Here is a 25,845-nt window from a genome sequence, read left to right on the forward strand (position 1 = left end):
GACGATATTGGTCACAGGTCGGAGAATATGATGATCATCCTATTCCTCAGTAAGGGAACCTATGCGCCGGCTCCGACCTTTCCCCATTGCCGCATGCTTGTTGCCTCTTGCCCTGAGTGCCTGTGGCGAGTCTTCCAGCGTTGCAGATCCCCGCACACAGGCGCCGCTGGTCAGATCCGCTGCTGTTCAGGCGTCACCCGATGTCGCTCGCTCTTTCACCGGAGTGGTCGCGGCGCGCGTTCAGGGCGACCTGGGTTTTCGCGTATCGGGCAAAGTGCTCGAACGCCTGGTTGATACAGGACAGGCCGTGAAGCAAGGGCAGCCGCTGATGCGTCTCGACCCGGTCGACCTCGGGCTGCAAGCGCGGGCGCAGCAGGCGGAGGTGATAGCGGCTCGCGCCCGTGCCAAACAGACAGCTGACGACGAGGCTCGCTATCGCAAACTGGTTGGCGTTGGCGCTATTTCGGCATCAGCCTACGATCAGTTCAGAGCCGCCGCGGAGACGGCAAAGGCGCAGCTCAACGCCGCGCAAGCGCAGGCCGACGTGGCCCGCAATGCTTCGGGTTATGCGCTGCTGGTCGCTGATGCGGACGGCGTGGTGGTAGAAACACTCGCCGAACCCGGACAAGTCGTCAGTCCGGGACAACCGGTGGTGCGATTGGCCCGCGCAGGGCAACGCGAAGCCATCGTGCATCTGCCCGAAACCCTGCGCCCGGTTGTCGGCTCCACCGCGCAAGCCAGCCTCTACGGCATGAATTCAGCGGCTATCACGGCAAAACTGCGGCTGCTTTCGGACTCCGCAGACCGAACAACACGCACATTCGAAGCGCGGTATGTGCTCGAAGGGCCGCTGGCCAATGCGCCGATCGGTGCGACCGTGACCCTCAGCATTGCCGAGGGCGCCACCCAGACTCAAGCGTTACAAGTCCCCATCGCCGCCGTTTACGACCCAGGCAAAGGACCCGGTGTGTGGGTGGTCGCCGGAACGCCGGCAAAGGTGACCTGGCGAGCGGTTCAGGTGCTGGGGGTGAGCGATGATTCGGCGCGCATCGCCGGCGACCTCACTGCCGGTGAGCAGGTTGTAGCGTTGGGCGCCCATCTGCTGCGCGATGGCGAAGAAGTACGATTGCCGCAGCAGAGCGAAGCCAGCGCGGCCGGGAGTCGTCCATGAGCCAGGGACGCTTCAACCTTTCGGCCATCGCCGTGCGCGAGCGGGCGATCACGGTGTTCCTGATTTTTCTGATTGCCGTTGCGGGGACTTTGTCGTTCTTTCAACTGGGGCGTGCGGAGGATCCACCGTTCACGGTCAAGCAGTTGACCGTGATTACCGCGTGGCCCGGTGCGACGGCGCAAGAGATGCAGGATCAGGTCGCCGAACCCCTTGAAAAGCGCCTGCAAGAACTCAAGTGGTACGACCGCTCGGAAACCTACACACGCCCTGGACTGGCGTTCACGATGGTGTCGTTGCTCGATAGCACGCCGCCCTCGCAAGTGCAGGAAGAGTTCTATCAAGCGCGCAAGAAACTCGACGATGAAGCCATCAGGTTGCCGGCCGGTGTGATCGGGCCGATGGTCAACGATGAATTTTCCGATGTGACCTTTGCGCTGTTCGCCTTGAAAGCCAAAGGCGAGCCACAGCGCTTGCTGGTGCGTGATGCGGAAGCCATGCGCCAGCGTCTGCTGCACGTGCCGGGGGTGAAGAAGGTCAACATCATCGGTGAGCAAGCCGAGCGCATCTACGTTTCGTTTTCCCATGACCGGTTGGCGACCCTCGGCTTGTCGCCGCAGGACATCTTCGCCGCGCTGAACAGTCAGAACGTGCTGACGCCCGCCGGCTCCATCGAAACCAATGGGCCGCAGGTTTTTCTGCGTCTCGACGGTGCCTTCGACAAGGTGCAGAAAATTCGCGACACACCGGTCTCCGTGCAGGGGCGCACACTCAAGCTCTCTGATGTGGCGACGGTTGAACGCGGTTACGAAGACCCGGCCACCTTTGTTGTGCGCAATAACGGTGAAGACGCGCTGCTGCTGGGCGTGGTGATGCGCGAGGGCTGGAACGGTCTCGATCTGGGCAAGGCGCTGGATGCCGAGTCCGCGCGGATAAACGCGGAAATGCCATTGGGCATGACACTCGCCAAAGTCACCGACCAAGCGGTCAATATCGACTCGGCGGTCGGCGAGTTCATGGTCAAGTTTTTTGTCGCGCTGCTGGTGGTCATGCTCGTTTGTTTTCTGAGTATGGGCTGGCGGGTAGGGGTGGTGGTCGCCGCGGCTGTGCCGTTGACCCTGGCGATTGTGTTCGTGGTGATGGCCGCCACTGGCAAGAACTTCGATCGCATTACCCTCGGCTCATTGATCCTTGCGCTCGGGCTGTTGGTCGATGACGCGATCATCGCCATTGAAATGATGGTGGTGAAAATGGAGGAGGGCTACGACCGCATCAAGGCGTCTGCCTATGCCTGGAGCCATACGGCGGCGCCGATGCTGTCCGGTACGCTGGTGACGGCAATCGGTTTTTTGCCCAACGGTTTTGCCCAGTCCACTGCCGGCGAGTACACCAGCAACATGTTCTGGATCGTCGGCATCGCATTGATCGCTTCCTGGGTCGTCGCGGTGGCGTTCACCCCGTATCTGGGCGTGAAATTGTTGCCGGACATCAAGAAGGTCGAAGGTGGCCACGCGGCGATCTATAACACGCCGAATTACAACCGCTTCCGCCGGCTGCTGACCGCGGTGATCGCCCGCAAATGGTTAGTAGCAGGCACGGTGGTCACGCTGTTTTTTGTCGCCGTGCCAGGCATGGGGCTGGTGAAGAAACAGTTCTTCCCGACCTCTGACCGCCCCGAGGTGATGATCGAGGTGCAAATGCCCTACGGCACTTCGATCGAGCAGACCAGCGCCACGGCCGCCAAGGTCGAAGCCTGGTTGCAAAAGCAGGATGAGGCCAAAATCGTCACGGCCTATATCGGCCAGGGTGCGCCGCGTTTCTTCCTGGCGATGGCGCCAGAATTACCCGACCCTTCGTTTGCGAAAATCGTGGTGCTGACGGACAGTCAGGAAGCACGCGAAACCCTCAAGTTCCGACTTCGAGAAGCGGTTGCTGAAGGCCTCGCGCCGGAGGCCCGTGTGCGGGCCACGCAAATTGTCTTTGGCCCTTATTCGCCGTTTCCGGTTGCCTACCGGGTGATGGGCCCTGATCCGGCGAAGCTGCGCAATATCGCCGAGCAGGTACGTGGCGTGCTGCAAGACAGCCCGATGATGAGAACGGTGAACACCGATTGGGGGCCGCTGACCCCGACATTGCATTTCAGTCTCGATCAGGACCGTCTGCAGGCAGTGGGGCTGACCTCGAATGCGGTCGCCCAGCAATTGCAGTTTCTGCTGAGCGGAGTGCCGATAACGGCGGTTCGCGAGGATATTCGTTCCGTGCAGGTCGTCGGGCGTGCGGCGGGCAATATCCGGCTCGACCCGGCGCAAATCAAAGGTTTCACCCTGGTCGGCGCGGCAGGGCAACGCATCCCGTTGTCGCAGATCGGCGAGGTTGATGTGCGCATGGAAGATCCGATTCTGCGTCGCCGTGATCGCACACCGACGATCACTGTGCGTGGCGACATTGCCGAAGGTTTGCAGCCACCGGATGTATCGAGTTCGATCATCAAGCAGTTGCAGCCGATCATCGACACGTTGCCTTCCGGTTACCGCATCGAGCAGGCGGGGGCTATCGAGGAGTCCGGCAAGGCGGGCAAGGCGATCTTGCCCTTGCTGCCGATCATGATCGCCATGACGTTGCTGATCATCATCGTGCAGGTGCGTTCGATCGCGGCGATGATCATGGTCTTCCTCACATCACCGCTAGGCTTGATTGGCGTGGTGCCGACGCTGCTGATCTTCAATCAGCCGTTTGGCATCAATGCGCTGGTCGGTCTGATTGCGCTGTCGGGGATCCTGATGCGCAATACGCTGATTCTGATCGGGCAGATCCATCACAACACGCTGGAAGGGCTGGACCCGTTCCACGCCGTGGTCGAAGCCACGGTGCAACGTGCGCGACCGGTACTGCTGACGGCAATGGCGGCCATCCTGGCCTTTATCCCCCTGACACACTCGGTGTTCTGGGGCACGCTGGCCTACACCCTGATCGGTGGCACATTCGTCGGCACCATCATGACGCTGGTGTTCCTGCCGGCGATGTATTCCATCTGGTTCAAGATCCGCCCTGAGCACCAGGCTCAGACTGGAACAGTCAGACTGGCGTAGTAACAACGCCTGCAATCGAGGCCCGCTTTCGCGGGCCTCTTTGTCCCCCCCGTCAAAGTGTGGTGATCTGTCCGTTGCGGTCCAGCTCATACACCTTGTTGCCCTGCAATTTCTCCTTCAGCCACCGCTCGGCCTTGCCCAGCGGTCGCTGCCGCGCCCACAACAAATCCACACCGATCTGCCAGTCCGTATGCGGATACGCCGAGAGCTGCAGTTCCACCAGCTCACCCTTGGCCAGTTCACGCTGAACAAGCTGCCGGGGCAGGGTGGCCCAGCCTAGCCCGGCGCGGACCATTTCCAATAACGCCAGATAGCTTTCCGCTTGCCACAACTGGGTCGAGCGCAGGTATTCGCTGCTCGGCAGTTTGCTTGCGTGGGCGCTGAAGGCCAGGCGGCGATGGACGTGCAGGTCGTCGAAGGTGACGTCATCGAGTTGCGCCAGTGGATGATCGGGATGGCAGACGTGCAGCATGATCAGTTTGCCCAGTTGCTGGAACGCCAGTTCCTTGGGGTAGCCGGGCTGCGAAAACGCCACACCGAGTACCGCTTCGCCGCTGCTGACCAGTTCGCTGACGTCGCCATACACCGGATGGCGGATGATCAGGTCGACGAAGGGGAACGCGGCTTCGAAGGCTTTGAGCACCGGCATGATCGGGCCGTACGGCGTTTCAATGGCGAGCGTCAGGCTGGTTTCGACGTTGTCCGACAGGCAATCGGCGTGGGCTTCGAAGGTCATGCAGCGTTCGAGCACGGCTTCGGCCTGCACCAGCAATTTATGGCCGCTGGCGGTGAGGGCAGGGCTGCGGTTGCTGCGGTCGAACAGGTCGACGCCAAGGTCGGTTTCGAGGTTGGCAATCGCCGCGCTGATGGTCGATTGGGTCTTGCCCAGTTGGCGCCCGGCGGCGGAAAACGATCCGCTTTTGACCACTTGGACGAACATCAACAGTTGATCGAGTGAGAAGCGCAAGCGGTGAACTCCCGGGTCGAAAATAAAGGTTTGGAGTGGCTAACGAATGCCTGATTGTGCCATCGAAAAAAACGATGGTTGCTAATTTGTTTCATCGTAATAAACGTTCAACTATGGCCCCGCGTCAAACGATCTCCGGGGCGGATCTGACTTTCAAGCGCCCCTGAGCATGCCCGCGATCTCAACAGATGCCGCACCTTCAGGAGCGTGTGAAATGACTACACAACGCATTCATCCGGTGGACGAGGTTTTGCCACTGCGACAGTTGTTCACGTTTGGCTTGCAGCATGTGCTGGTGATGTACGCGGGAGCGGTGGCAGTGCCGCTGATTCTCGGCAATGCCATGGGGCTGACCTCGGCGCAGATCGTTTTACTGATTAACGCCAACCTGTTGACCTCGGGTGTGGCGACGTTGATTCAAACCCTTGGCTTCTGGAAGTTCGGCGCGCGGCTGCCGCTGATTCAGGGCTGCTCGTTCATAGCCCTGGCGCCGATGATCATGATCGGCAAGGAATTCGGCCTCAGTCAGATTTTCGGTGCGGTGATCGCGGCAGGCTTTATCACCATTGCTCTGGCACCGGTGTTCAGCCGCTTGCTGCGGTTTTTTCCGCCGGTGGTGATTGGCAGTCTGATCACCATTATCGGCATCTCGCTGATGCCGGCAGCGGCGATCTGGCTGGGCGGGGGCAATCCCGACTCGGCGGACTTCGGCAATCCCGCGAACTTGTTGCTGGGCCTGGCCACAGTCAGCGTGACGTTGCTGATCTACGCCAAATTCAAGGGTTTCATTGGCAACCTCAGCGTGCTGATTGGTCTGTTCGTCGGCAGCCTGATCGCAGCGGCTTGCGGCATGACTCACTTCGGTCGGGTCAGCGAAGCGGCGTGGTTTGAGCTGAGTGCGCCGATGGCCTTCGGCGCCCCGGAATTCGCGCCGGTGCCGATTCTGATCATGACCCTGGCGATGCTGGTGATCATGGCCGAGACCACCGGCAACTGTCTGGCGATCGGCAAACTGACCGGCAAAGCCACCACGCAACAGACCCTCGGCAACGCGTTCCGCGCCGATGGCCTATCGACCATGCTGGGTGGCTTGTTCAACAGTTTTCCCTACAACGCTTTCACTCAAAACACCGGTTTGATCGCGCTTTCGAACGTGAAAAGCCGCTTCGTCGTGGCCGCGGCCGGGGCAATCATGGTGCTGATGGGCTTGTTCCCGAAACTCGGCGCGTTGATCGCCGCAGTGCCGACGCCAGTGCTCGGTGGCTGCGCGATCGTGATGTTCGGCATGACCACGGTGGCGGGGATTCAGGAACTGTCACGGGTGCAATTCGAGGACACTCGCAACGGCATCATCGTCGCCGTATCGGTGAGCGTCGGCGTGCTGCCAATGTCCTTTCCGGCGCTGTTCGAGCACGTCGGCCCGACCCTGAAACTGGTGCTCGACAGCGGGATTTTCCTCGGTGCGATCACCGCCATCGTCCTCAACATCCTGCTCAACCACGATAAAAAATCCACTGAAACCATCGGCGCTGAACTGGCCGACTGACTGTTTGTTTTCCACTGCCCAGGAGTTACCCATGAATCAATTCACTCAGCTCATCCCGGCCGGCGTCAGCGAGCTTGATCTGACGTTGCTGCGCCAGACCATCGCCTTGTCCGAGGCATCGAAACAACGCGGTCGCCATCCGTTCGCGGCATTGGTGGCCGATCGCAACGGCAAGGTGATTGTTGAAGCCGGGAACAATTCGATGCCACCGGAAGGCGATCCGACTCAGCATGCCGAGTTGGTGGCGGCCGCAGCAGCGGCAAAACTGCTGTCACCGCAAGAGCTGGAACTGTGCACGCTGTACACCAGCGCCGAACCTTGCTGCATGTGTGCCGGCGCTGTGTATTGGACGGGCATCGGGCGGGTGGTTTACGCCTTGTCGGAGCATGCGTTGCTGGGATTGACCGGTGACCATCCGGAGAACCCGACGTTCTCGCTGCCATGCCGCGAGGTGTTCGCCAAGGGGCAGCGCAAGGTCAGTGTGTTGGGTCCGATGCTGGAGGGCGAGGCGGCTGAGCCGCACAAGGGTTTTTGGTCGTAACAGGGAGCTCCAGAAACGACAAGGCTCTGAATAAATCAGAGCCTTGTCGTTTAAGACTGACGAATTGAACGTGTTATTTCGATGTGTCTACGCTGGTTGAGCAAGAAAGCCTGTAATGCTCATAGTTCAAATCCTTTAGCCTTTCTGGCAGCTTGTAAGGGGCGGGGCAACTTTTACCCTGCCACTTGATTGTGATAATGCCTTGATCTTGGGTAACAAGCGCTAACGCCTTGCCGGTGGGGTCGGAAAGCGCCAGTTGTTTACCATCGGCGTCCATCAATACGGCTCCGAATGGGAGGGGTTTGCCCTCGGCATCGTAGAGTTCGAACTGGATCCGTCTCCCTTTGCTGCCTTCGAAGCGCGCGAGCACGACTGAACCTCGTCTCGGTACGAGTTGTTGAGTGGCGTTGTCCAACTCGATTTCAGCGCCGAGATTGCGTGTATCCAACGTCACCCAGTTCACGCGATAGGGCTGTGCATTTGGAACGACGGCATAGCCGTTGAGGCCGGTTTTTACGCCGGAGTAGCTGCTGACTTCTACCCCTGACATGCCAGGCACCGCGACCAGTGCGAATGTTTCGCCGACGGTCTGGCCCATGTTGATGCCCCCCGCGTGGGCCACGATTGATCCGGCCGCGCTCAGGTTCTGTGATTCATAACCGCTGCCTCGGCTATAGCCCAATCCAAGATCACCCATCGCTGTACGGGTACTCAGGCTCAGTGAGCCAGAGCGATCACCTTGCACACTGCGCCCGGTCTGTACGGAATAGTAGGTGTCACTGTCTTCAGTCAGATAACCATTGATCCCGGCTTGTGTACTGGTGCCGGTATTCTGATGATTGCTGGAAATATAGGCGCGAGGTGCGCGAGGTGTCGATCCGAGTGGGAATGAAATCGAAACGCTCAATTGGGTGTCGTGAGTGGTGTCACCGCGTGCGCCGAACTCTTCGGTTTTACTCAAACTGATGTTGTAGTTCAGGTCGCGCCAATTATTGTTGTAACCGGCAGAAAAGCTGCGCGAACCACCGCGATCCCAATAGCGCTGATCACTGGCATTCAAGTACAGCGAGCCGTACTGGCGCGCTTCGCCCAGGGTCTGGTTGACCGTGAGGTCGGTACGGGTTTTGGCGTTACCTGCGCGCCGCGTAGCGCCGGTGCTGGTGTCCTGAACGTGGTCGGTCAGCGTGCGGTAACCCTCGGTCGAATAACGATAGGCGGCGAGGGTGAAGCTGGTATCGGTGCCGGTGAAGGTCTTTGCATAGAGCGCGCGTACGCTGCTGCCCTGGGTCGTTTTACCGAATGCCTTGCTGGACGATTGCGTGAGGTCCAGTGACATCGCGCCAATCGACGTGTTCTTCGCCGCACCGACGGAAAGCGCCTTGAAACCATTGCTGGCCTGAATGCCGGCAATGCCTGTCAGGTTGCTGGTCAAACCGTAGGCGAAAGTACCGCCCAGGAAGGCCGGCTTGTCGTAGCCTTCGCTGTTGTTGTTGAATTTGCCGCTCGACAGGCTGTACTTCAATTGACCCTCACGCACCATCGTCGGCAAGGCGGAGAACGCCTGCCGGGTGACCTTGCGCCGACCATCCGCTTCGACAACGGTGATCTCCAGATCACCATTGGAGCCCGATGGATAGATATCACTGATCTCGAACGGCCCCGGCGGTACGTTGGTGGTGTAAAGAATGTAGTTATCCTGGCGGACCTCGATCTTCGCATTGGTTTCAGCCACGCCACGAATGATTGGCGCATAGCCGCGCTCGCTGTCTGCGCGCATGCCCTCATCAGAGGCCACCTTGACGCCTTGATAGCGCACGCTGTCGAACAGGTCTGAGTCGGAAAAGATTTCACCCGCGCTCAGTTGCCCCTTGATCGCCGTGAGGTCGCGCTGGATGAACGTGCGGTTGCTGACAAACCGGTTGGGCCGGCCGGTGGCACTGCTCAGATTGGACTCGTTGCGCAAACGCCAGGCACCGAAGTTGATGCCGTTGCGCAGACCCAGGTTATTGGAGATTTGCGTCGAGTAATCGGTTTTGCTGCGGGTGCTGCTCAACTGATAGTTGATGAACCCGGCGGCCACGCCATCGTCCCAAAGCTCTGGGTCCACATAGCCGCGCATGCCGCGCGCCATCGCGACCTGCGGCACGCTGATATTGAGGCGCAGGCGGTTGGCGTCAAAACTGAGACTGGCTTGTTCGATCATCGACGCAAGATCGTAGTGATCGGCCGGCCGTTGCTCATCAACCAGGCCTTGCTCACGCAGTTTGCGCATGTCTACGCCCAGCTGCTGTAACAATTCCAGGGTGATACGTGGCTCGACTTTGCCGTTGAGCGGGTTGGCCGCGAAATCAACGTCGCGACGACCGACCAGCGTGCCGTTGCTGAACACGTCAACGCGATATCGGCCCGGCAGAACGCTGTTGGCATTCAACAAGGGTTGCAGATCGACCGCCGATGAACCTTCAAGAAACAAGGTATTGAAAGCTTCACCCGCTACCGCGGCGGGGGCATCGGCACCCATGGCGAATCCACAAATGGCCATATTGATGGCAAAGCACAATGGATGCAGGCAGCCCAACGCCGTTTTGTTTTTATGGCGCGCAACGTGATGCTTTACACAACTTGCAGATGTGTGGTGTTGGGAGGAAAACATGCAATTTGCCTTATCAGTCCGTGTTGCTTCAACCGGAGTCCGGAACTCGTAAATAGCTTGTGAATTGGCGGGGTGGGGCGGGGAAGTTACTGGGCGGATGCATCTTTCACGCGCTCGGCATGACTTTCGGTAGCGCTGAGTGGTGCATCGAATCGTTGTTGTGCGCCGTAATCATTAATGGCTGAAAACGTCAGACGCGGAGATCCAGGTGGCAACTCTTTCAAGTTGAATGAACGAACTTCGCCCGGAACGATCATTGTCGAATCAATCACCAACTCTGCTTTTTTTCCTGCAGCGACTTTCAGGTCGGCCAGCGACACATGGTAATTACTCTGGTTTTTTACTTTCAGTACCGACTTGCCAGCTTGCGTGACCAATTGCCATACAAGTTGCACCGGCGCTTGCGCAGCGTCACCGGTCAGTCCGTCCGGACGGAAGAACACCTTGATGCGCTGACGTACCGCCAGTTGCAGCGTATTGACATCGGCAGCACTGGCCTGAGGGATTTCCTGCACGTTCAGCCACACCACTGACTCTTTGTCCGCAGGCATGCCCCGGCCTTCATACAGAATCCTCAACAGTTGCTGTTGATTGGGTTCGAGTCGGGCCAGCGGTGGAGTCACCGCAAATGGCGGCGCGCTGCCAGCCGTGTCGCCGGCATCCAGCCACGATTGCGCGAGGATGGTTTGCCCGCCGTTGCGCACGGTGACGTTTGCCTCTTTGTGCGCGCCATCGAAGATGATCCGGGTGGAACTCAAGGAGATGCTGGCGAATGCCGAGTGCGTCATCAACAACCCGGCAAGCCCCAGACACAGCGGAAAATAGCGACTTAACATAGTTTTCACCGATTGATCTGGTCGGGAAGGACGAGGCACAGCGGCCCCGTCCAGGTATTACGCGCTGCTTATTCGTATTCGAGAACGAACGGCAGAGTGGCGTTACCGGTACCTGCAGTAGCGGTGGTCTTGTCGCCGGTGGTGACGTAAGCGGCTGCGAAGGACAGGGTGCCGTCGCCGCCAGTGGTGCCGTCGCCAGTCAGGCTGGTCTGTACTTTGGCTGTGGCTTCGGAGCTCAGGTCGATCAACTGGCCGTTGCTGTCCAGCAGCGCGATACCTACGCCTTTGGCCGCATCAGTACCTTGCAGCTTGAGAACTTTCTTGCCATCAACCAGGCCCGAACCGCCGTTGACGGTTGGTTTGAACAGCATCGACACCTTGGTGCCGGCGTTGCAGTTCACTTTCAGGTTGAAATCGTTGGCAGCCACGCGACCAGCACCCGGGGCAGAATCGGTGCCCATGTCTTTGATCGATACGCTGCCCATGTCCACAGCGATCATCTTGTCGTTACCCGAAGCGCCATCTACCGAGCACGCATCGTTGTTGATGACGCCGGTAAAGCTGATTTGACCGCTGCCGCCCTTGACGGCTTTAGCGGCTTCTTCTTCAGCCAGTGCACCAGTGGAGGCAGCCAGTACGGAAAGAGTGAGTACTGCGAAAGCGAACTTTTTCATGTTTATATCCGAAGTTATTGTGAAGTGCTGCATTGAAATGCCAGGCCATGTTAGGTCGGTGATAGCGATGGGTCTTTGAGATTTGTCTTAAAGCGTGGCAAGTGCGAACAAGGCGGCAATATCGGAAGTGCGTATTTATATTCTCAGTAAAGTACAGCGAATTAAATGAGACAATTCTCAAAGTCGCGCGAGCTCTATCTGATTAGTATTCGCGGAGGCAGAAATTCTCAGTCAATGCAAAGTTTGTGAGCGATCTTTCTGTTGGAAGATGATTCAGGCTTTTCGCTATTAATGGCTGATAGAAAGAGGTTCCCGGTTTGTGAACACGCTTCGTATATTGGTATTGGAAGATCACGCCTTCCAGCGCACGGCTGCGGTCAGCGCGCTTAATAGTCTGGGTTACAAAAATATCTTTCAGGCGGCTGACGGCAAAGATGCGCTGGCTGTGATCTCCCAGGCAGGGGGCGTGGACGTTGCGTTGTGTGACCTGAGCATGGCCGGGATGGATGGTTTGACCTTTTTGCGCCTGGCGAGAGAGGCTGGATTGATTCGCGCAGTGATCATCTGCAGTTCACTGCCTGAAGACTTGTTGCGCACGGTTGATCGAATTGTCACGTTGCAGGGCCTGGAATTGCTCGGCAGTGTCGCAAAGCCGTTGATGGTCGATGTGCTGGCGCCATTGCTGGCGCGCTATCGCCCGCACAGCCAGGTCGATGTCAAAGTGGCGGAAAGTCATCTCGATCAGCCTTCGGAGAACGAAGTGCTTGAAGCGATACGTCGGCAGGAATTTCGCGCGTACTTCCAGCCCAAGTTTCATCTGCGCAGTGGTGAAGTGGATGGCGCCGAGGTGCTGGTGCGCTGGCAAAGCCCCAGTCGCGGGTTACTTTCACCGGGCATGTTCTTGCCCACGATCGAGCGTTGCGGGCTGCTTGACGAAATGTTTTTCAGCCTGCTCACGCAAGGATTGAGTCTGCAGCGTTTCGTGCAGTCCCACGGCAAACCGTTCAAGCTCGCGTTCAATCTCGACGTGACGCAGATGGCCAACCCGAATCTTGTCGATCGGATCAAGGCGCTGTTGCGCATTCACGGTGCCTCGCCAGCCGGGCTGATATTCGAGCTGACGGAAACCGGTCTGCTGCAGATGCCCGAGATCAGCATGGAAAACATGGTGCGTCTGCGCATGCTCGGCTTCAGCCTGGCAATCGATGATTTCGGTGTCGGCTATTCTTCGCTGGAGCGACTGTGTCAGATGCCGTTCAACGAAATCAAACTCGACGCCGGCTTCGTGCAGAATTTCCAGCAGGCTCGCTACAGTGCGGTCATCCACGGTGCCTTGGCCTTGGCGCGCGAGCTGGACATGCGTGTGGTGGCAGAAGGTATTGAAACCGCAGACCAGGTTCATCACCTGGCTCGACTCGGTTGCCAGTGGGGGCAGGGCTTCTTCTACGCTCGCCCCATGAATTGGGCGCATCTGGTCGATTGGCGCTTCGAGGGTCAAAAGTCGTCCTGGCGCCGCGCAATAGGTACGTCCGACCTTTGATGCGCGCTCGCGGTCTGACTTTTGGGACAAAGCCCTATTTCGTCGTGTCTTCAAAACAATCATCATGTGCCGAGAAATCAATCAGATGCACCTGAAAGCTTCGGTGATGCCCGGGATCTGCTGCGGTTGCCAAGTGCTGATGATCCTTCAACCCTCCTCATCATGGAGTCGCTCATGCATTGGTCAGTCGTGAATCCGTTACGCGTTGCCATCCTTGATGATCACTCGCTCATACGTCTGGCGATGAAATCGCGGCTGACGCGCGAAGCCGAGTTCAGTGTCGTGGGCGTGTACGGGAGCAGCGCGCAGTTGCTCGCTGGATTGCGCGAGGTCGAAATCGACCTGCTGATACTCGACTACAAGCTGCACGATGGTGAGCTGGACGGGCTCAATCTGATTCGGCTTCTGCGCAAGCAATATCCAGACATGCGCATCCTCGTCTCATCCTCTGAAGAGCGCCCGGCGGTGGTGAACATGGCGATCGGAGCGGGCGTCAGCGGATTCTTCGGCAAGTCCCAGCCAGTCGATGACCTGATCACGGGCATCCGTTGCGCAGCGTCCGGCCAGTTGTACCTGTCGCCGGCAATGGCCTTCGAGCTTGATGTGCTGCCTGCGTCGGTCGATGAACCTGCTGGTGCCAATGATGACGGCGCGGCGCACAGCGACGATTTCCTGAGCAATCCTTTGCTGTCGCCGAAAGAGAAAGAAGTCTTGCGCTGCTGCCTCGAGGGTATGGGGGTGACGCAGATTGCTTTGAAGTTCTCGCGCAGTCGCAAAACCATCAGTGGGCAAAAACAGGCCGCTTTCAAAAAGCTTGGCATTCGTGGTGATGCAGAGCTGTTCAAGTTGCAGCACAGCCTGACAGCCGACAACCAGGGATAACACGCTTATGTTTCAACTGTTGCGCGGTGTTTTGCTCGTCAGTGTGCTTTTCGTATTCGGTAGCGGGTCGTTGTGGGCAGCAGAGCCGCGCACTCTGCAGGTGTTCGGTCGATCAGACTGCAAGACGCTGCAGGTCGATCTGGGCAATGAAGACTGGAGTTGGCTGCGGCAGAAACGCAGCCTCGTATTGGGATCGGCACTTCCGGATTTCCCGCCTTATGTCATGACCGCCAGCGGTACGCGTTATGAGGGCATTGCCGCCGACATTGCCTGCATTATCGGCCAGGCCTTGCATGTCGAAGTTACCGTCAAGGCATATCCCGACCGTCGCGATGCCATGGCGGCGCTTGAACGCGGCGACATCGACATGTTGGGCAGCTCCAACAGTTTTGAGTTGATCGACGGCCTCGTCGCGCTCAGCAAGCCTTATGTCGAAGACGTGCCGGCAATGTTCATGCGCGGCGATGATCGGCGACCGATGCCGGCCAATCTGGCCGGTTTGCGTATTGCGGTTGCCGACGATTACCTGCCATCCAGTCAGCTGCATGGTTTGTATCCCAATGCCGAGTTCGTACTTTTCCCATCCAACGAGTTGGCACTGGCCGCGCTGGCGTTTGGCAAAGTCGATCTGTTTCTGGGCGATACGGTGTCCAGCAACTATCTGATCAATCTCAACTACTTCAACTATGTGCGCCTGCACTCGTTCGTCAAAACGCAAACCAACGGTTTCAGCTTTGCCCTGCGCCGAGGTAATGATCAACTCCTGCGTCTGATCGACTCGGTCATCGAGTCGATGGGTGAGGGCAAGATAGCCGAAATCACCAAGCGCTGGTCCGGTGGCGGCGGGGCACTGACACCCAAACGTATCGATCTGACACCCGGCGAAGCACGCTGGCTTGAGCTGCACCCGGTCGCGCGGTTCGTGATCAATGATGATCAGGCGCCATTTGCGTTCTTTGATGGCGATGGCAACTTTGGCGGAATCGGCGCCGATCTGCTGGAACTGATTCAGCGGCGCACCGGTTTGCAGATCGATGTGGAGCGTACTGACAGTTTTTCCAGCTTGAGCACACGCCTGCTGGATGGCAGCGCCGATATCTCGTTGCTGACGCCAACGGTCTCCCGTGAAGTCGGTATGCGTTTCACTCACCCGTTCCTCGCCAGTCCCTTTGTGATCGTCACCGCCAAGGATGCAGGCGCGCCTTCAAGCCTGCAGGAGCTACGCGGCAAGCGCGTCGCCGTCCCCGAAAGCTCCGCGGAGCGTGAGTTGCTCAAGGATTATCCCGACATTGAAATTGTCGACAGCGAGACAGTGCTGGGTGCGCTGGCTGACGTGAAGGATGGGCGAGCGGACGCGATGATTACCACGTTGCACGGTGCGCGCTACTACATCGCTCACATCTACAGTGACAGTTTGCGCATCTCCAACATCGTCGGCATGAACAAGGGTTTTCTCGCCTTCGCCTCCCGACGTGCCGATACCGAACTGGTCAGCATTCTGAACAAGGCTCTGCTGAGCATTCCACCCGATGAGCTGGACGTAATCCTCAACCGTTGGCGCCCCATTGCTGCGTTCTCGGGCTTGTCATGGCGCGATTACAAGACGTTGATCTACCAGATCAGCGCTGGCGCTTTCTTGATTATCCTCGGATCGCTGGCGTGGAATTTCTATATTCGCCGGCAGATTCGCGAGCGCAGTCGGGCAGAGCGCTTGCTCGGCGATCAACTGAAGTTCATGGGGGCGCTGATCAACGGCACGCCGCATCCCATTTACGTTCGCGATCGGGAAGGTCGGCTTGTCACCTGCAATAACAATTATCTGCAAACGTTTGGCCTGCTGGAAAAGGACGTGATCGGAAAGACCGTGCTCGAAAGCGGCAAGCGCAATCGCCAGGAAGCGTTGCAATTTCACGATGACTATCTGCGTGTCATCGAGCGGGACGAACCTTACGAGGTGGATCGCACGCTGCATGTCGGTGAAACGCGGCTGATCATTTATCACTGGATCCAGCCTTATCACGACACGACGGGCGAAGTCAGAGGCGTGATCTGCGGCTGGATCGACATCAGCGAGCGCCGCGAACTGATCGAAGAGTTGCGTTCGGCGAAAGAGCTGGCCGATGAGTCGAGCCGCGCCAAAACCACATTCCTGGCGACCATGAGCCACGAAATCCGTACGCCGATGAGCGCCGTGATCGGCATGCTTGAACTCACCCTCAAGCGCGCCGAGCAGGGCCACTTCGATCGACCGGCGATTGAAGTCGCCTACGACTCGGCGAAAGGCCTGCTGGAACTGATCGGCGATATCCTCGATGTGGTTCGCATCGAGTCTGGGCACGTCAGTCTTTCGCCGAAGCGCGCCAACCTGCGCGAACTGGTGGAGTCCGTGGCGCGGGTGTTCGACGGCCTGGCCAGGCAGAAGAGCCTGGTATTGAAACTCGATATCGACGCCACTGTCGGCTGTGACGTACTGGTTGATCCGATGCGCTTCCAGCAGGTGCTCTCGAATCTGGTCGGCAATGCCATCAAGTTTACCGATACCGGGCATGTCAGCGTCTCGATTCGCGGCCAACGCCTTGCTGACGAACGTTTGCAGGTCGATCTCAAAGTCGAGGATACCGGCATCGGCATTTCCAGCGCTGATCTGCAGAACCTGTTCCAGCCGTTTTCGCAAGCCAATCACGGCCCCTCGAACCGGGGCGGCACCGGTCTGGGATTGGCGATTTCACGTTCGTTGTGCGAGTTGATGGGCGGGCGACTGAACATCACCAGTACGCTGGGCAAAGGCACCTGCCTGGAAGTGTCGCTGTTCTTCAATATCCTCAGTCCGCTCGGCGGCAAGGTGCTGCCTGTTTCGGTTGTCCAGGACAAGCCAGTGCCGACGCTACGGATTCTGGTAGTGGATGACCAGAGCGCCAACCGTCTGCTGCTGACGCAGCAGCTCAGCTTTCTTGGCCAGGCGGTGCGTGATGCTGCCGATGGAGCGCAGGCATTGGCATTGTGGCGTTCGGAGCCGTTCGACATTGTGATCACGGACTGCAACATGCCGGTCATGAACGGCTACGAACTGGCCCGCACTATTCGCCTGGACGAACGCGACAGTGGTGGAGCGCCGTGTATCGTGCTGGGCTTCACAGCCAACGCGCAGCCGGAAGAAAAAGTGAAATGCCGAGAGGCGGGGATGGACGACTGTCTGTTCAAACCGATCAGTCTCAGCACCTTGTCGACCCTGCTTGCCGGCTGGGAAAAGGACGTCGAAACCGAGCCAGTTGAAAGCCCGCCTGCGGTGGGTATCAAGGAGCTGGGGTCGATTCGCGAGCGTCTGACCGAGCTCACCGGAGGCGATCTCGACATGATGAAAGAACTGCTGCGCGAGGCGCTGTCGAGTTGTGAGAAGGATCTGGAGGAGCTGCATTCGCTGATACCCGAAAGCGATCCCGGGTTGTTGGCTGACCTGGCACATCGGATCAAGGGCGCGGCGCGCATTGTCGCCGAGCATCAGGTCATCGAGGCGTGTAACGACCTTGAGGCCGAGTGCGAAGCGCCGGTCATCGATCCACTGGATATCAATCGCAGCGCGTTGAAGCTGGAGCATGCACAGGCTGATCTGATCAAGAAAATCAAACGGGTCGAGCTGTAACCGTATTGGCGCAGGGCTCTGCTGACTGGCCTTGCATTGAAGGGGGACGTTAAAGATCATTTTGCAACGGGCGATACCTTGGTTAATAACCATGGAGTTTCGCGATGATCATTCGACGTCCTTTATTGATTGCCTGTCTCTGCCTGCTGAGTTTTGACACCGTCAGCGCGGCCCAGTCTGCGCCTGTCAGCGGAGTGATTCGCTTCAGCGGACAGATCGTCGAGACAAGTTGCATGGCGAGTGGCGCCAGCCGTGCTTCTGCTTCTGTCGAGCTGCTTGATTGTCCGCAGGCGAGCACTGGTCAGATGTTCTCGGTGACCAACGTCAGTGCGGCAGGGCGGGGTGAGCCGCGCCAGCAAGTGTTCGTGAAGATGATTGCCGATACCCACGAGCAGGAAAAATATTACGACCAGCGTTTGCTGCTCACGGACAACAAGGGCCATCAGATAACGACTGGCAATTACGTCGTGACGTTGACGCTGCCTTGATGGGCTGAGAAAGAATGAGTTTGCGCCCCTTGTTTCAAGGTTACTGACAAAAAGGGGCGTTAATAATGAGAATTGTCTGGTTCGTATACGACCGTCCCGCGCTTCTGGCATTGCGCCGCTCGCCACCGTTGCAAAATCCCTCCCTCCAAAGACTTTGAACCAGGCCGGGCCTCGCTAGCGCGGGCTTGTCATCAAGGTGTGGTTTTCGCTCAGCGATCCCTGCGGTCATTTTGAGACAAGTCTCATATCGGCCAGGTTGGCCCTTTGGTTATTTTCTTGAAAGGAAGAATGGAGCTGCCAAAGGTGTCCGATGTTTCTTGAAAATAACCGAAGTCGATCCTTGCGGATCCTGATCGCCGATAACGACGTGCGTAGAGGTCTGTCGATTGAACAACAGTTCAACAAGCTGGGCTGTCTCAGCGTAGTGAACGTCTGTACTTATCGTGACCTGAGAGTACTGACGTATTACTGCCCCCAACGGCTCAGCCTGGTCGTCGTCAATGCTGAGTTGCTCAACGAGATGGCGATGGATCCGCTCGATTTTTTTGGGGAAAACCCGTTGATTCGTCACCTGCTGATTTTCAACCCCAGTGATGATCATCAGTGGTCGAAGACCGTCTTCAATCCGCATCCGCAACGCTGGATGCGTCTGGTCTCGAAAATCGATCTGCCGCGATTGGCGGATTTTCTGATGCTGGCCGACCCGACGCTCAAGGAGCTGGCGGAGCCGGCCTCATCCGACTCCACGCTTTCTTCGGGCGCAAACCGCTAGCTGTTGCGCCTTCGTGCGGTCATCCGCTTGTGCTTTGAGGTGCTATTGCTCAGCGCCTGCTTTGCTGCCCGCTCGTTTGCCCCATTGTCTTGAATACACTCTAAGGTAAGGCATCATGCTGCTTCGTAAACTCAATCTCGCGCCGCGTTCGGCGCTGTGTTTTGGCTTGTTCTGTCTCATGATTATCGCGATCGGATTGATCGCCTTGCAGCAAGTCGACTTGCTCAATAAGGCGGAGACCTATGTCGAGACGACCATCGTGCCGAGTATCAAGCTACTCGGACAACTGGATCGTGAACTCATCGAAATCAAGGGCAATAACGCCCGCCTGCGCAACCCTATCGAAACACCTGAGCGTAAGGCTCAGGCCTTGATGGACATTCAACAGTCGCGTCAGCTCATCAAAAAACATCAGCGCGCACTCATTGATCTGCTGGCAACTGACGCCGGGCGTGAGGCCTTCGAGGCGTTCGCCAAAGCACAACAAGTCAATGATCAGGCGCAGGACCAATACCTTGAAACCGTGGCAAAAGGGCAGCTTGAAGCGGCCATTGCGCTGTCAAAGAATCAGATGCGTGCCGCCTCGGACGGCGTGCAGGTCGCGCTCAAGAAGCTGATTGCTCTCAACGAGATCGAAGCATATGAAGCGGGCAAGCAGGCCGACAATGTCTACGAACACACGCTGTGGATCGTCAGTGTGTTCATTATCATTGCCATCGGTGCTTCCTTGGCCCTGGCGGTGTTGTACACGCGCAGCCTGACGGTGCCGATTGCAGGCTCACTAAGGGTAGCGGAGTGCATCGCCGCCAACGATTTGAGCGAAACCATCGCGCTGGATGGTTCCGATGAGGCGGCGCAGATGCTGTCGTCGTTGGCCGCGATGCAAGCCAGTTTGCGTGATGCGCTGATCATGATCCGTGACTCGTCCACGCAGTTGGCCGAAACCTCGGAAGTCATGCACGGCGTCACCGAAGATATTTCGCGTATCACTCAGCGTCAGAGTCATGAAATCGAAATGGCCGCCACCGCCGTGACTGAAATGAGTGCGGCGGTGGAGCAGGTCGCGGACAACGCCGCATCGACCTCGCAACTGACGTCGGAATCAAGCGCCGCAGCCATTGCCGGTAAAGCCCAGGTCAGCGAAACGGTCGCGGCAATCAATCTGATGGTTTCCAGCGTGCATGGCACCTCGGCAGAAGTGCAGGCGCTTTCTACGATGGCGAGCGATATCAGCAGCGTGCTGGACGTGATCCGAGAAGTCGCCGAACAAACCAATCTGCTCGCGTTGAACGCGGCCATCGAAGCGGCGCGGGCGGGGGAGGCGGGCCGTGGCTTTGCCGTGGTTGCAGATGAGGTCAGAGGGCTGGCGCAGCGTACGCAGAAATCGACCGAGGACATCGAGTCCATGGTCAGCTCCATTCAGTCGGGCACCAGCAGGGCGGTTTCTTCCATGAGTCACACCCGCTCTCAAGCTGAAAGAACACTCGAGATGGCCAATATCGCCGGCGAAGTGCTGACTGACATCACTGGGTCTCTGAATCTTATCAATGAACGAAACCTGCTGATGGCGACCGCTGCCGAAGAGCAGGCTCAGGTTGCGCGCGAAGTGGATCGCAGCCTGATCAGCATTCGCGACCTGTCTTGCGAAACTGCAGAAGGCTCGAAACAGACCGCCGTTGCGTCGGCGGAGCTTTCGCAATTAGCGGCATCGCTGAATAAGTTGACCAAGGAATTCAAGCTGTAAAGAGTGAGCAGGAAGCCCAGATCACCAGGGCTTTGTTTGATCCGCGGTCAATCCTGTTGTGCAGCGGCCGCTACCTCATTTCTGTGTTGGCTGCTCGGTTTGTGCCGTCAGTTGTTCAATACAGGTGGCGAGTTGTTTTTCATAGCTTTCAAGCACCGCTTCGGCTTCAGCTTCGCGCTCATCACGCAAGCGGAAGAAGTCATCGCGACTGAGCTGGTCCGCTACGAGGCGGATATTTTGCTCGATGATCGCGCACAGTGAATCTTCATCCTCTAACGCGGCGCTGGTTTGCGCCGCGCGTTGAGTGTTTTCGAGCTCCGTCTTTGCCGTCTCGGCGGCCTTCGCCTGTTCCTTCGCGGTAAGCAGGTCAGTCTCCAGTGCCTGCTTTTGTTCTGCCAGACGCTTGAGTTCTGCGCTCATTGACTGGATGGCATCGGCTCGCTGTGTGAGCTGAATCTCCTGCTTTTGCACCACGGCCTTCAGTGGAAACAGATTGTTGAGCTCATAACCGGCGGCGACAGTCATGGCGATCAGCGCCAGTGCCAGAATCGTCAGGCAATAGATGGCGGCGTTGCTCTGGGGTTTTGGGCTATTGAGGGTATCGAGGGCTCTCACGGAATCGTTTCTCCTTTCAAGAGTGGACAGTGTAATGACCGAATTCCGTTGCGCCTTTAAGACGAGTCTTAAATTGTCTGTTGGTTATCTGCGCTGGTAAAGGATGGTGTTCAATAACGTGTCCTTTTATAGGTTTTTCCGATTTGGCTAGTTAGCTATAAATCTATGAGAATTGTCTGTTTGTTGAATAAATAAACTTTTTGCGCAAGTGCTGTTTATTTATTATCTTCTCGTTCCGATTGTGGTGATTTTGCAGCCGATTAAATATTTGCGCCATCGTCAATCATTCAGTTGTTTGCATGCAATGCAGAGTCAGAGAGAGTGCTATGAAGTTATCCCGTATATCAATTGTCGGACTCTTGTATATGCTGTCGTCAAATACAATGGCGGCGGTATGCGAATTTTATCCCGACAATTCCATGGGCGACCTCCGAGTTGTCCTTCCGGCCACGATCTCGGTGCCGCGGGACACGCCGAACGGCACGGTTATCTATGAAAGCCCAATCGTGACCCTGGGAGCCATTCCCAGTTCGTTCAGGTGCTCTGCGGTACACAATGAAGGTGTTCGCAATTCTGTGGGCGTCACCCAATCAGGCGCGCAGATTTTTCCTGTTGGAAATACCGGGATCGGCTGGCAATGGATTCGACCGCCATCGGGCAAAGCATGGAAAGGCTTTCCGGGAGACACCGACGTTGCTGGCGGTTGGGGGTGGAATGGCACTCAGCACATCTTGCGTCTTGTAAAAACGGGTGAGATTTCCGGTAGTGCGACGATACCCTCAGGCCAATTGGGGAAATTTGTCGCTGCTGAAATCGAGCCTCTGGCATTGAATACAAGTGGCACGCGGGTGGTCTCACAGTCTTGCGAAACACCCGATGTAAAAGTTGATATGGGTAGCTATAACTTGAGCGATTTCCCGAAGAACGGTGCCTATGCCAAGGAGCAATACTTTTTTCTCAGTATGAAAAACTGTCCTACCGGAATAAACAACTTCCGCTACTCCTTTTCGCCCACTGCGGGCAGCCCTCTGTGGGACGCTAATACTGGCATGGTAAATCTGAACAGTAGTTCCACTGCCAAAGGTTTGGCATTGCAGATGCGCTTCAGAGACGGGAAGCCACTCAAGCTGAATCAGAACTACATAATGAAAGCGCCTACATCGGAAGGCGGGAATGCATCTGTAGACTTGCAAGCGCGCTTCGTGCGCATTGAGCCCGCAAATTCACAAATGAGAGCGGGCAATGCCAATGCCGAAATTGCCTTTGTCGTTGAGTATCTATGAGGAGGCCAACAGCTTCTTCACCTCAGCCACAATCACTTCAATGTCGAAAGGCTTGGGCAGCACCACGTCAAACAGATCCGAGCGCTGCATGCCGATGTGCGCCTGCGCTCCACTCATGAGAATGATCGGCAGGTGTTTGACGGAAGGCTGAGCACGCACGGCTTCGGCGAATTCGAGGCCGTCCATGACCGGCATCATGAAGTCCGTGATGATCAGTGCTGGCCGTTCTCTCTCCAGCACTTCGAGGGCTTTCTTGCCATTGCTGGCCGTCACCGTCATGTAGCCTTCATCCTCCAGCGCAAAGCCAAGAATGTCAGCAATCAGATACTCGTCGTCGACTACCAGGATGGTGGTCATGTTATTTCAACCCGCTCGAAGACTTACGATATTGAACCAGGCAATGACTCGGATGAGACGGAAGGTTCATTTCTCAAAGCCTTTTCCAGGAACACATCTTGATCACGGATGACTACCTCGAACCGCGAAGGGTTATAGGAGCTATCACGTATCTTGAGAATGGAAAGCGTCCTGCGAAGTTCAGCGTGATTTTCAAAGAAACGCATGAGAATCAGGTTGTCGGCAATACTGGACAGGTCGGAATTCGGTGCGCTGACCTCGGAGCCGAACAGATCGCGCATTTCCCAGGAGGCAAAGACCGTGACGCCTCGGGATCGCAGCTCGTTCATCAGTGCACTGAAAAAGTCGGTGATGCGTTCCGGTGTGGTTGAAACCCGAGTCATGCCGCTGAGGCTGTCGATGAACAGGCGCTTGATACCTTTTTCATCGACCAGGCTCAGCAGGCGCGCACCGAGGGCGTCGAGCAAGCCCTCGGTGGTCGGCTGCCAGGCAATGCTCAGTGCACCGCTGTGTTCCATTTGTTCAATGTTGATGCCCAGCGAACGGCCTTTGAGTCGCAGCCGTTGCGGGCTCTCATAGAAACCGAAATGCAGGCCCGGCGCTTCGGCCGTCGACTGCGCGAGAAACTTCAGCCCCAGCGTGGTTTTGCCGATCCCGGAAGGCCCCATGACGAGCGTGACGCTGGAGCTGTGCAAGCCGCCACCGAGAATGTCATCCAGCGAAGCGATGCCGCTGGGAATGCGTGTCATGTCTGCGCTGTCGGGGGCGGAAGGGCGTTTGTACAGACTTTCCAGGCGCGGATAGACCACCAGGCCTTTTTCGGTGATTTCACACTCGTGAACACCGGTCAACGCGCCGCTGCCGCGGGTCTTGCGCAGGTGAATGCGGCGCACCGATCGGGTGCCGAACAGCTCTTCGCCCATTTCGATGACGCCGTCGACCATCGTGTGTTCCGGGCTGCCGTCGTCCAGGCGCGAGCTGGTGAGAAACAGCACGGTGCAACCGGCGAATGCCGCGTGGCCTTGCAGTTCGGAGATGAATTTTTTCGTGTCGATCGGTGAGTCGGCCTTGGAGCGCGCGTTGAGCAAACCGTCGACGACCATGACCGTCGCTTTCTGCCGGCTGATTTCGCGCCGCAGCAGTTTCACCACTTCATCGAGGCCTTCGTTTTCCAGCGTATCGAAAGCGCTGACAAACTGTATTTCAGCGCCCACTCGCGAGGCGTCGAAAAAACTCATGGTCGACAGAAACTGAAACAGTCGGTCGTGAGACTCGGCCAGCAACGTGGCGACCAGAACGCGACCGCCATTGCGGGCATGATTGAAGCCGAGCTGATTGGCGAGGATGGTCTTGCCGGAACCGGGGCGGCCCTGAACGATGTACGAAGCACCCGCGACCAGGCCACCCTGAAGCAGCGCGTCGAGCCCTTCGATTCCGCTTTGAAGGCGTTTTAGCTTTTCCACTATGCGACCCTGATCTGAAAAAACAGGCTTGTTAAGCCGGATGGATGAAATGCTAACGCCATTTCCATTTTGGAGCCATGGCGGTGGAGGCAAAGTAGCGTTGGAAAGTGGCGCTTGGCGAATGGCGGCACGCAATCCGGGAATAAGGACAACCCGCGCGCAAGAAGATTCGATTGCCAAATCCCGCGAAAGACAAAGGCGGAACAGGCAGGGCTTTGCCTGACCTGAGATAACGCAGGCGATGGGATTCGGACTCATGGCGACGGCCAGCGAATTCTCACGCGCCTGCCGCCGCCGCGGGCGAGTAAAAATTCAGATCCACTGTCGCCTGGATGGACACCCATTGCCTTGAGAGTCCTGGAAAGTCATGTGCGTCGGTACTATTGCGCAATAGGTATGTGCGAGGAGGGGGGGACGATGAGTAAGGGTAGCAAGGGGTCAAAACGATTGAGGCGGGGTCCTGCCATCCAACGTTCATAAAAACTTAACGAGATTGCTGCAGAGTTAAGGAGCCCCTATAAGGAGTTTCCTTGATGAAACGATTGATCAAGTCTGCTGCGTTCGTTGTGACTGCATCTCTGTTGGCTACCTCAATGTCCTTCGCGGCGGAAAACGTCCGGCTGACAGGCTCCGGAGCTAGTTTTCCGGCACCGATCTACCTCACCTGGTTCAAGGATTTCAGCAAAAAGTCGGCGGGTGTCACTGTGGATTACCAATCCAAGGGCAGCGGTGCGGGTGTACAGGACTTTTTGAATAAAACCGTTGATTTCGCCGCCAGTGACTCTGCGATGAAAGACGAAGACATTGCCAAGGTGGGCGAGGGTGTGCAGTTGCTGCCAATGACGGCGGGTGAAATCGTGCTGGCTTATAACCTGCCGGGCAATCCTAAAGGGCTCAAATTGCCACGCGACGTCTACTCCAACATCTTCCTGGGCAAGATCACGCGCTGGAACGACCCGCAGATCGCCGCAGCCAACCCCGAGTTGAAACTGGCCGATACACCGATCACGGTTGTTGTGCGAGCAGACTCCAGCGGTACCACTGCGGTGTTCACCAAGCACCTGGCGGCCATCAATCCGGAGTTCAAGCAGGCGCTGGGTGAGGGCAACACCGTCAACTGGCCGGCCAGCGACAAATTCATCAAATCGCCCAAGAATGACGGTGTGACAGCCACCGTACGCCAGACGCCGGGTGCCATCGGTTACATCGAATACGGCTTTGCCAAACTTGCCAAGGTTGACTTCGCGCAGTTGCAGAACAAGGCCGGTCAGTACGTGGTACCGAACGCGGAAAGCGGCGCCGAGGCACTCGCTGCGGTAAAAATGCCCGAGAGCCTGGTGGCCTGGCTGCCAGATCCGGACGGCGCCAAGTCTTACCCGATCACTTCCTACACCTGGATGATCTTTCGCAAGGACAACGGTAACCCGGCCAAGGCCAAAGCCATGCGCGAGATGGTCGAGTACAGCTTGACCGAAGGGCAGAAAATCGCCGACTCGATGGGTTATATACCTTTGCCACAGTCAGTCGTCGATCAGGTTCGCAAAGCGTCTGCAAACATCCAGTAAGCGCTCGTGAGGCCTCTCTCGG

The 25,845-nt window shown here is 57.4% G+C and carries 19 protein-coding genes; 12 read left to right on the forward strand and 7 right to left on the reverse strand.

Annotation, left to right across the window (positions count from 1 at the left end; genetic code table 11):
- Window positions 1-61: 61 nt before the first annotated feature.
- Together HU754_RS14450 and HU754_RS14455 are read left to right on the forward strand one after the other, a co-directional pair.
- Window positions 62-1,171 carry an efflux RND transporter periplasmic adaptor subunit gene (locus HU754_RS14450; protein WP_186622257.1) on the forward strand — a complete coding sequence of 370 codons (1,110 nt, stop codon included), beginning with the start codon at window positions 62-64 and terminating at the stop codon, window positions 1,169-1,171.
- On the forward strand, window positions 1,168-4,257 hold the full coding sequence (locus tag HU754_RS14455; RefSeq protein WP_186622258.1) for an efflux RND transporter permease subunit: 3,090 nt from the start codon (window positions 1,168-1,170) through the stop codon (window positions 4,255-4,257). The genes HU754_RS14450 and HU754_RS14455 overlap by 4 nt, the downstream gene beginning before the upstream one ends.
- 52 nt (window positions 4,258-4,309) lie before the next feature.
- Here the strand turns inward: HU754_RS14455 and HU754_RS14460 are convergent, their stop codons facing one another.
- Window positions 4,310-5,224 (reverse strand): LysR family transcriptional regulator, encoded by a 915-nt coding sequence (locus HU754_RS14460; protein WP_186622259.1) that lies wholly within the window; start codon window positions 5,222-5,224, stop codon window positions 4,310-4,312.
- A gap of 214 nt (window positions 5,225-5,438) precedes the next feature.
- Here HU754_RS14460 and HU754_RS14465 point away from each other — a divergent pair, with 214 nt between their 5' ends.
- Together HU754_RS14465 and HU754_RS14470 are read left to right on the forward strand one after the other, a co-directional pair.
- On the forward strand, window positions 5,439-6,770 hold the full coding sequence (locus HU754_RS14465; RefSeq protein WP_186622260.1) for a nucleobase:cation symporter-2 family protein: 1,332 nt from the start codon (window positions 5,439-5,441) through the stop codon (window positions 6,768-6,770).
- 31 nt (window positions 6,771-6,801) lie between these two features.
- Window positions 6,802-7,311 carry a nucleoside deaminase gene (locus HU754_RS14470; RefSeq protein WP_008077533.1) on the forward strand — a complete coding sequence of 170 codons (510 nt, stop codon included), beginning with the start codon at window positions 6,802-6,804 and terminating at the stop codon, window positions 7,309-7,311.
- 73 nt (window positions 7,312-7,384) lie between these two features.
- Here the strand turns inward: HU754_RS14470 and HU754_RS14475 are convergent, their stop codons facing one another.
- From HU754_RS14475 to HU754_RS14485, 3 genes are all read right to left on the reverse strand, one after another.
- Window positions 7,385-9,853 (reverse strand): fimbria/pilus outer membrane usher protein, encoded by a 2,469-nt coding sequence (locus HU754_RS14475; RefSeq protein ID WP_437182487.1) that lies wholly within the window; start codon window positions 9,851-9,853, stop codon window positions 7,385-7,387.
- A 197-nt stretch (window positions 9,854-10,050) separates the two neighbouring features.
- Window positions 10,051-10,800, reverse strand: coding sequence for a fimbrial biogenesis chaperone (locus tag HU754_RS14480; protein WP_186622451.1), 750 nt, complete (start codon window positions 10,798-10,800; stop codon window positions 10,051-10,053).
- 68 nt (window positions 10,801-10,868) lie between these two features.
- Window positions 10,869-11,474: a fimbrial protein gene (locus HU754_RS14485; RefSeq protein WP_034154082.1), complete on the reverse strand. Its 606-nt coding sequence runs from the start codon at window positions 11,472-11,474 to the stop codon at window positions 10,869-10,871.
- Window positions 11,475-11,793: 319 nt separating this feature from the next.
- Here HU754_RS14485 and HU754_RS14490 point away from each other — a divergent pair, with 319 nt between their 5' ends.
- The 6 genes from HU754_RS14490 to HU754_RS14515 all read left to right on the forward strand — a co-directional run bounded on the left by HU754_RS14490 (window position 11,794) and on the right by HU754_RS14515 (window position 20,540).
- A complete protein-coding gene (locus tag HU754_RS14490) occupies window positions 11,794-13,014 on the forward strand; it encodes an EAL domain-containing response regulator (RefSeq protein WP_116256129.1) in 1,221 nt (406 codons plus the stop codon).
- Between the two features lie 174 nt (window positions 13,015-13,188).
- Complete coding sequence (locus HU754_RS14495) at window positions 13,189-13,896, forward strand: response regulator transcription factor (RefSeq protein ID WP_093431564.1); 708 nt, start codon at window positions 13,189-13,191, stop codon at window positions 13,894-13,896.
- A gap of 7 nt (window positions 13,897-13,903) precedes the next feature.
- Window positions 13,904-17,536 (forward strand): transporter substrate-binding domain-containing protein, encoded by a 3,633-nt coding sequence (locus HU754_RS14500; RefSeq protein ID WP_186622262.1) that lies wholly within the window; start codon window positions 13,904-13,906, stop codon window positions 17,534-17,536.
- Window positions 17,537-17,640: 104 nt separating this feature from the next.
- Window positions 17,641-18,024, forward strand: a complete 384-nt coding sequence (locus HU754_RS14505; RefSeq protein ID WP_093431571.1) for a hypothetical protein — start codon at window positions 17,641-17,643, stop codon at window positions 18,022-18,024.
- A 310-nt stretch (window positions 18,025-18,334) separates the two neighbouring features.
- Window positions 18,335-18,796: a hypothetical protein gene (locus HU754_RS14510; RefSeq protein ID WP_093431574.1), complete on the forward strand. Its 462-nt coding sequence runs from the start codon at window positions 18,335-18,337 to the stop codon at window positions 18,794-18,796.
- Window positions 18,797-18,911: 115 nt separating this feature from the next.
- Complete coding sequence (locus HU754_RS14515) at window positions 18,912-20,540, forward strand: methyl-accepting chemotaxis protein (protein WP_093431577.1); 1,629 nt, start codon at window positions 18,912-18,914, stop codon at window positions 20,538-20,540.
- A 75-nt stretch (window positions 20,541-20,615) separates the two neighbouring features.
- Here HU754_RS14515 and HU754_RS14520 read toward each other — a convergent pair whose 3' ends face one another.
- Window positions 20,616-21,155 (reverse strand): hypothetical protein, encoded by a 540-nt coding sequence (locus HU754_RS14520; protein WP_093431579.1) that lies wholly within the window; start codon window positions 21,153-21,155, stop codon window positions 20,616-20,618.
- 419 nt (window positions 21,156-21,574) lie between these two features.
- Here HU754_RS14520 and HU754_RS14525 point away from each other — a divergent pair, with 419 nt between their 5' ends.
- Window positions 21,575-22,438 (forward strand): fimbrial protein, encoded by an 864-nt coding sequence (locus HU754_RS14525; protein ID WP_437182488.1) that lies wholly within the window; start codon window positions 21,575-21,577, stop codon window positions 22,436-22,438.
- Here the strand turns inward: HU754_RS14525 and HU754_RS14530 are convergent.
- Together HU754_RS14530 and HU754_RS14535 are read right to left on the reverse strand one after the other, a co-directional pair.
- Window positions 22,433-22,795, reverse strand: a complete 363-nt coding sequence (locus tag HU754_RS14530; protein ID WP_186622265.1) for a response regulator — start codon at window positions 22,793-22,795, stop codon at window positions 22,433-22,435. The two genes, HU754_RS14525 and HU754_RS14530, sit on opposite strands and share 6 nt — an antisense overlap.
- A gap of 23 nt (window positions 22,796-22,818) precedes the next feature.
- The gene (locus HU754_RS14535; protein WP_186622267.1) at window positions 22,819-24,258 is read right to left on the reverse strand and encodes an ATPase domain-containing protein; all 1,440 of its coding nucleotides are present in this window, start codon (window positions 24,256-24,258) and stop codon (window positions 22,819-22,821) included.
- A gap of 533 nt (window positions 24,259-24,791) precedes the next feature.
- Here HU754_RS14535 and pstS point away from each other — a divergent pair.
- Window positions 24,792-25,823: a phosphate ABC transporter substrate-binding protein PstS gene (pstS, locus tag HU754_RS14545; protein ID WP_093431591.1), complete on the forward strand. Its 1,032-nt coding sequence runs from the start codon at window positions 24,792-24,794 to the stop codon at window positions 25,821-25,823.
- Window positions 25,824-25,845 lie beyond the last annotated feature (22 nt).

The sequence above is a fragment of the Pseudomonas zeae genome (assembly GCF_014268485.2).
Taxonomy (GTDB): Bacteria; Pseudomonadota; Gammaproteobacteria; order Pseudomonadales; family Pseudomonadaceae; genus Aquipseudomonas; species Aquipseudomonas neuropathica.

Coding starts and splice junctions, on each gene's coding strand:
- HU754_RS14525 (WP_437182488.1), top strand. CDS start 21,575: ATGGGCGACCTCCGAGTTGTCCTTCCGGCCACGATCTCGGTGCCGCGG.
- HU754_RS14485 (WP_034154082.1), bottom strand. CDS start 11,474: ATGAAAAAGTTCGCTTTCGCAGTACTCACTCTTTCCGTACTGGCTGCC.
- HU754_RS14475 (WP_437182487.1), bottom strand. CDS start 9,853: ATGGCCATTTGTGGATTCGCCATGGGTGCCGATGCCCCCGCCGCGGTA.
- HU754_RS14470 (WP_008077533.1), top strand. CDS start 6,802: ATGAATCAATTCACTCAGCTCATCCCGGCCGGCGTCAGCGAGCTTGAT.
- HU754_RS14530 (WP_186622265.1), bottom strand. CDS start 22,795: ATGACCACCATCCTGGTAGTCGACGACGAGTATCTGATTGCTGACATT.
- HU754_RS14510 (WP_093431574.1), top strand. CDS start 18,335: ATGTTTCTTGAAAATAACCGAAGTCGATCCTTGCGGATCCTGATCGCC.
- HU754_RS14500 (WP_186622262.1), top strand. CDS start 13,904: ATGTTTCAACTGTTGCGCGGTGTTTTGCTCGTCAGTGTGCTTTTCGTA.
- HU754_RS14480 (WP_186622451.1), bottom strand. CDS start 10,800: ATGTTAAGTCGCTATTTTCCGCTGTGTCTGGGGCTTGCCGGGTTGTTG.
- pstS (WP_093431591.1), top strand. CDS start 24,792: ATGAAACGATTGATCAAGTCTGCTGCGTTCGTTGTGACTGCATCTCTG.
- HU754_RS14515 (WP_093431577.1), top strand. CDS start 18,912: ATGCTGCTTCGTAAACTCAATCTCGCGCCGCGTTCGGCGCTGTGTTTT.
- HU754_RS14450 (WP_186622257.1), top strand. CDS start 62: ATGCGCCGGCTCCGACCTTTCCCCATTGCCGCATGCTTGTTGCCTCTT.
- HU754_RS14505 (WP_093431571.1), top strand. CDS start 17,641: ATGATCATTCGACGTCCTTTATTGATTGCCTGTCTCTGCCTGCTGAGT.
- HU754_RS14455 (WP_186622258.1), top strand. CDS start 1,168: ATGAGCCAGGGACGCTTCAACCTTTCGGCCATCGCCGTGCGCGAGCGG.
- HU754_RS14495 (WP_093431564.1), top strand. CDS start 13,189: ATGCATTGGTCAGTCGTGAATCCGTTACGCGTTGCCATCCTTGATGAT.
- HU754_RS14465 (WP_186622260.1), top strand. CDS start 5,439: ATGACTACACAACGCATTCATCCGGTGGACGAGGTTTTGCCACTGCGA.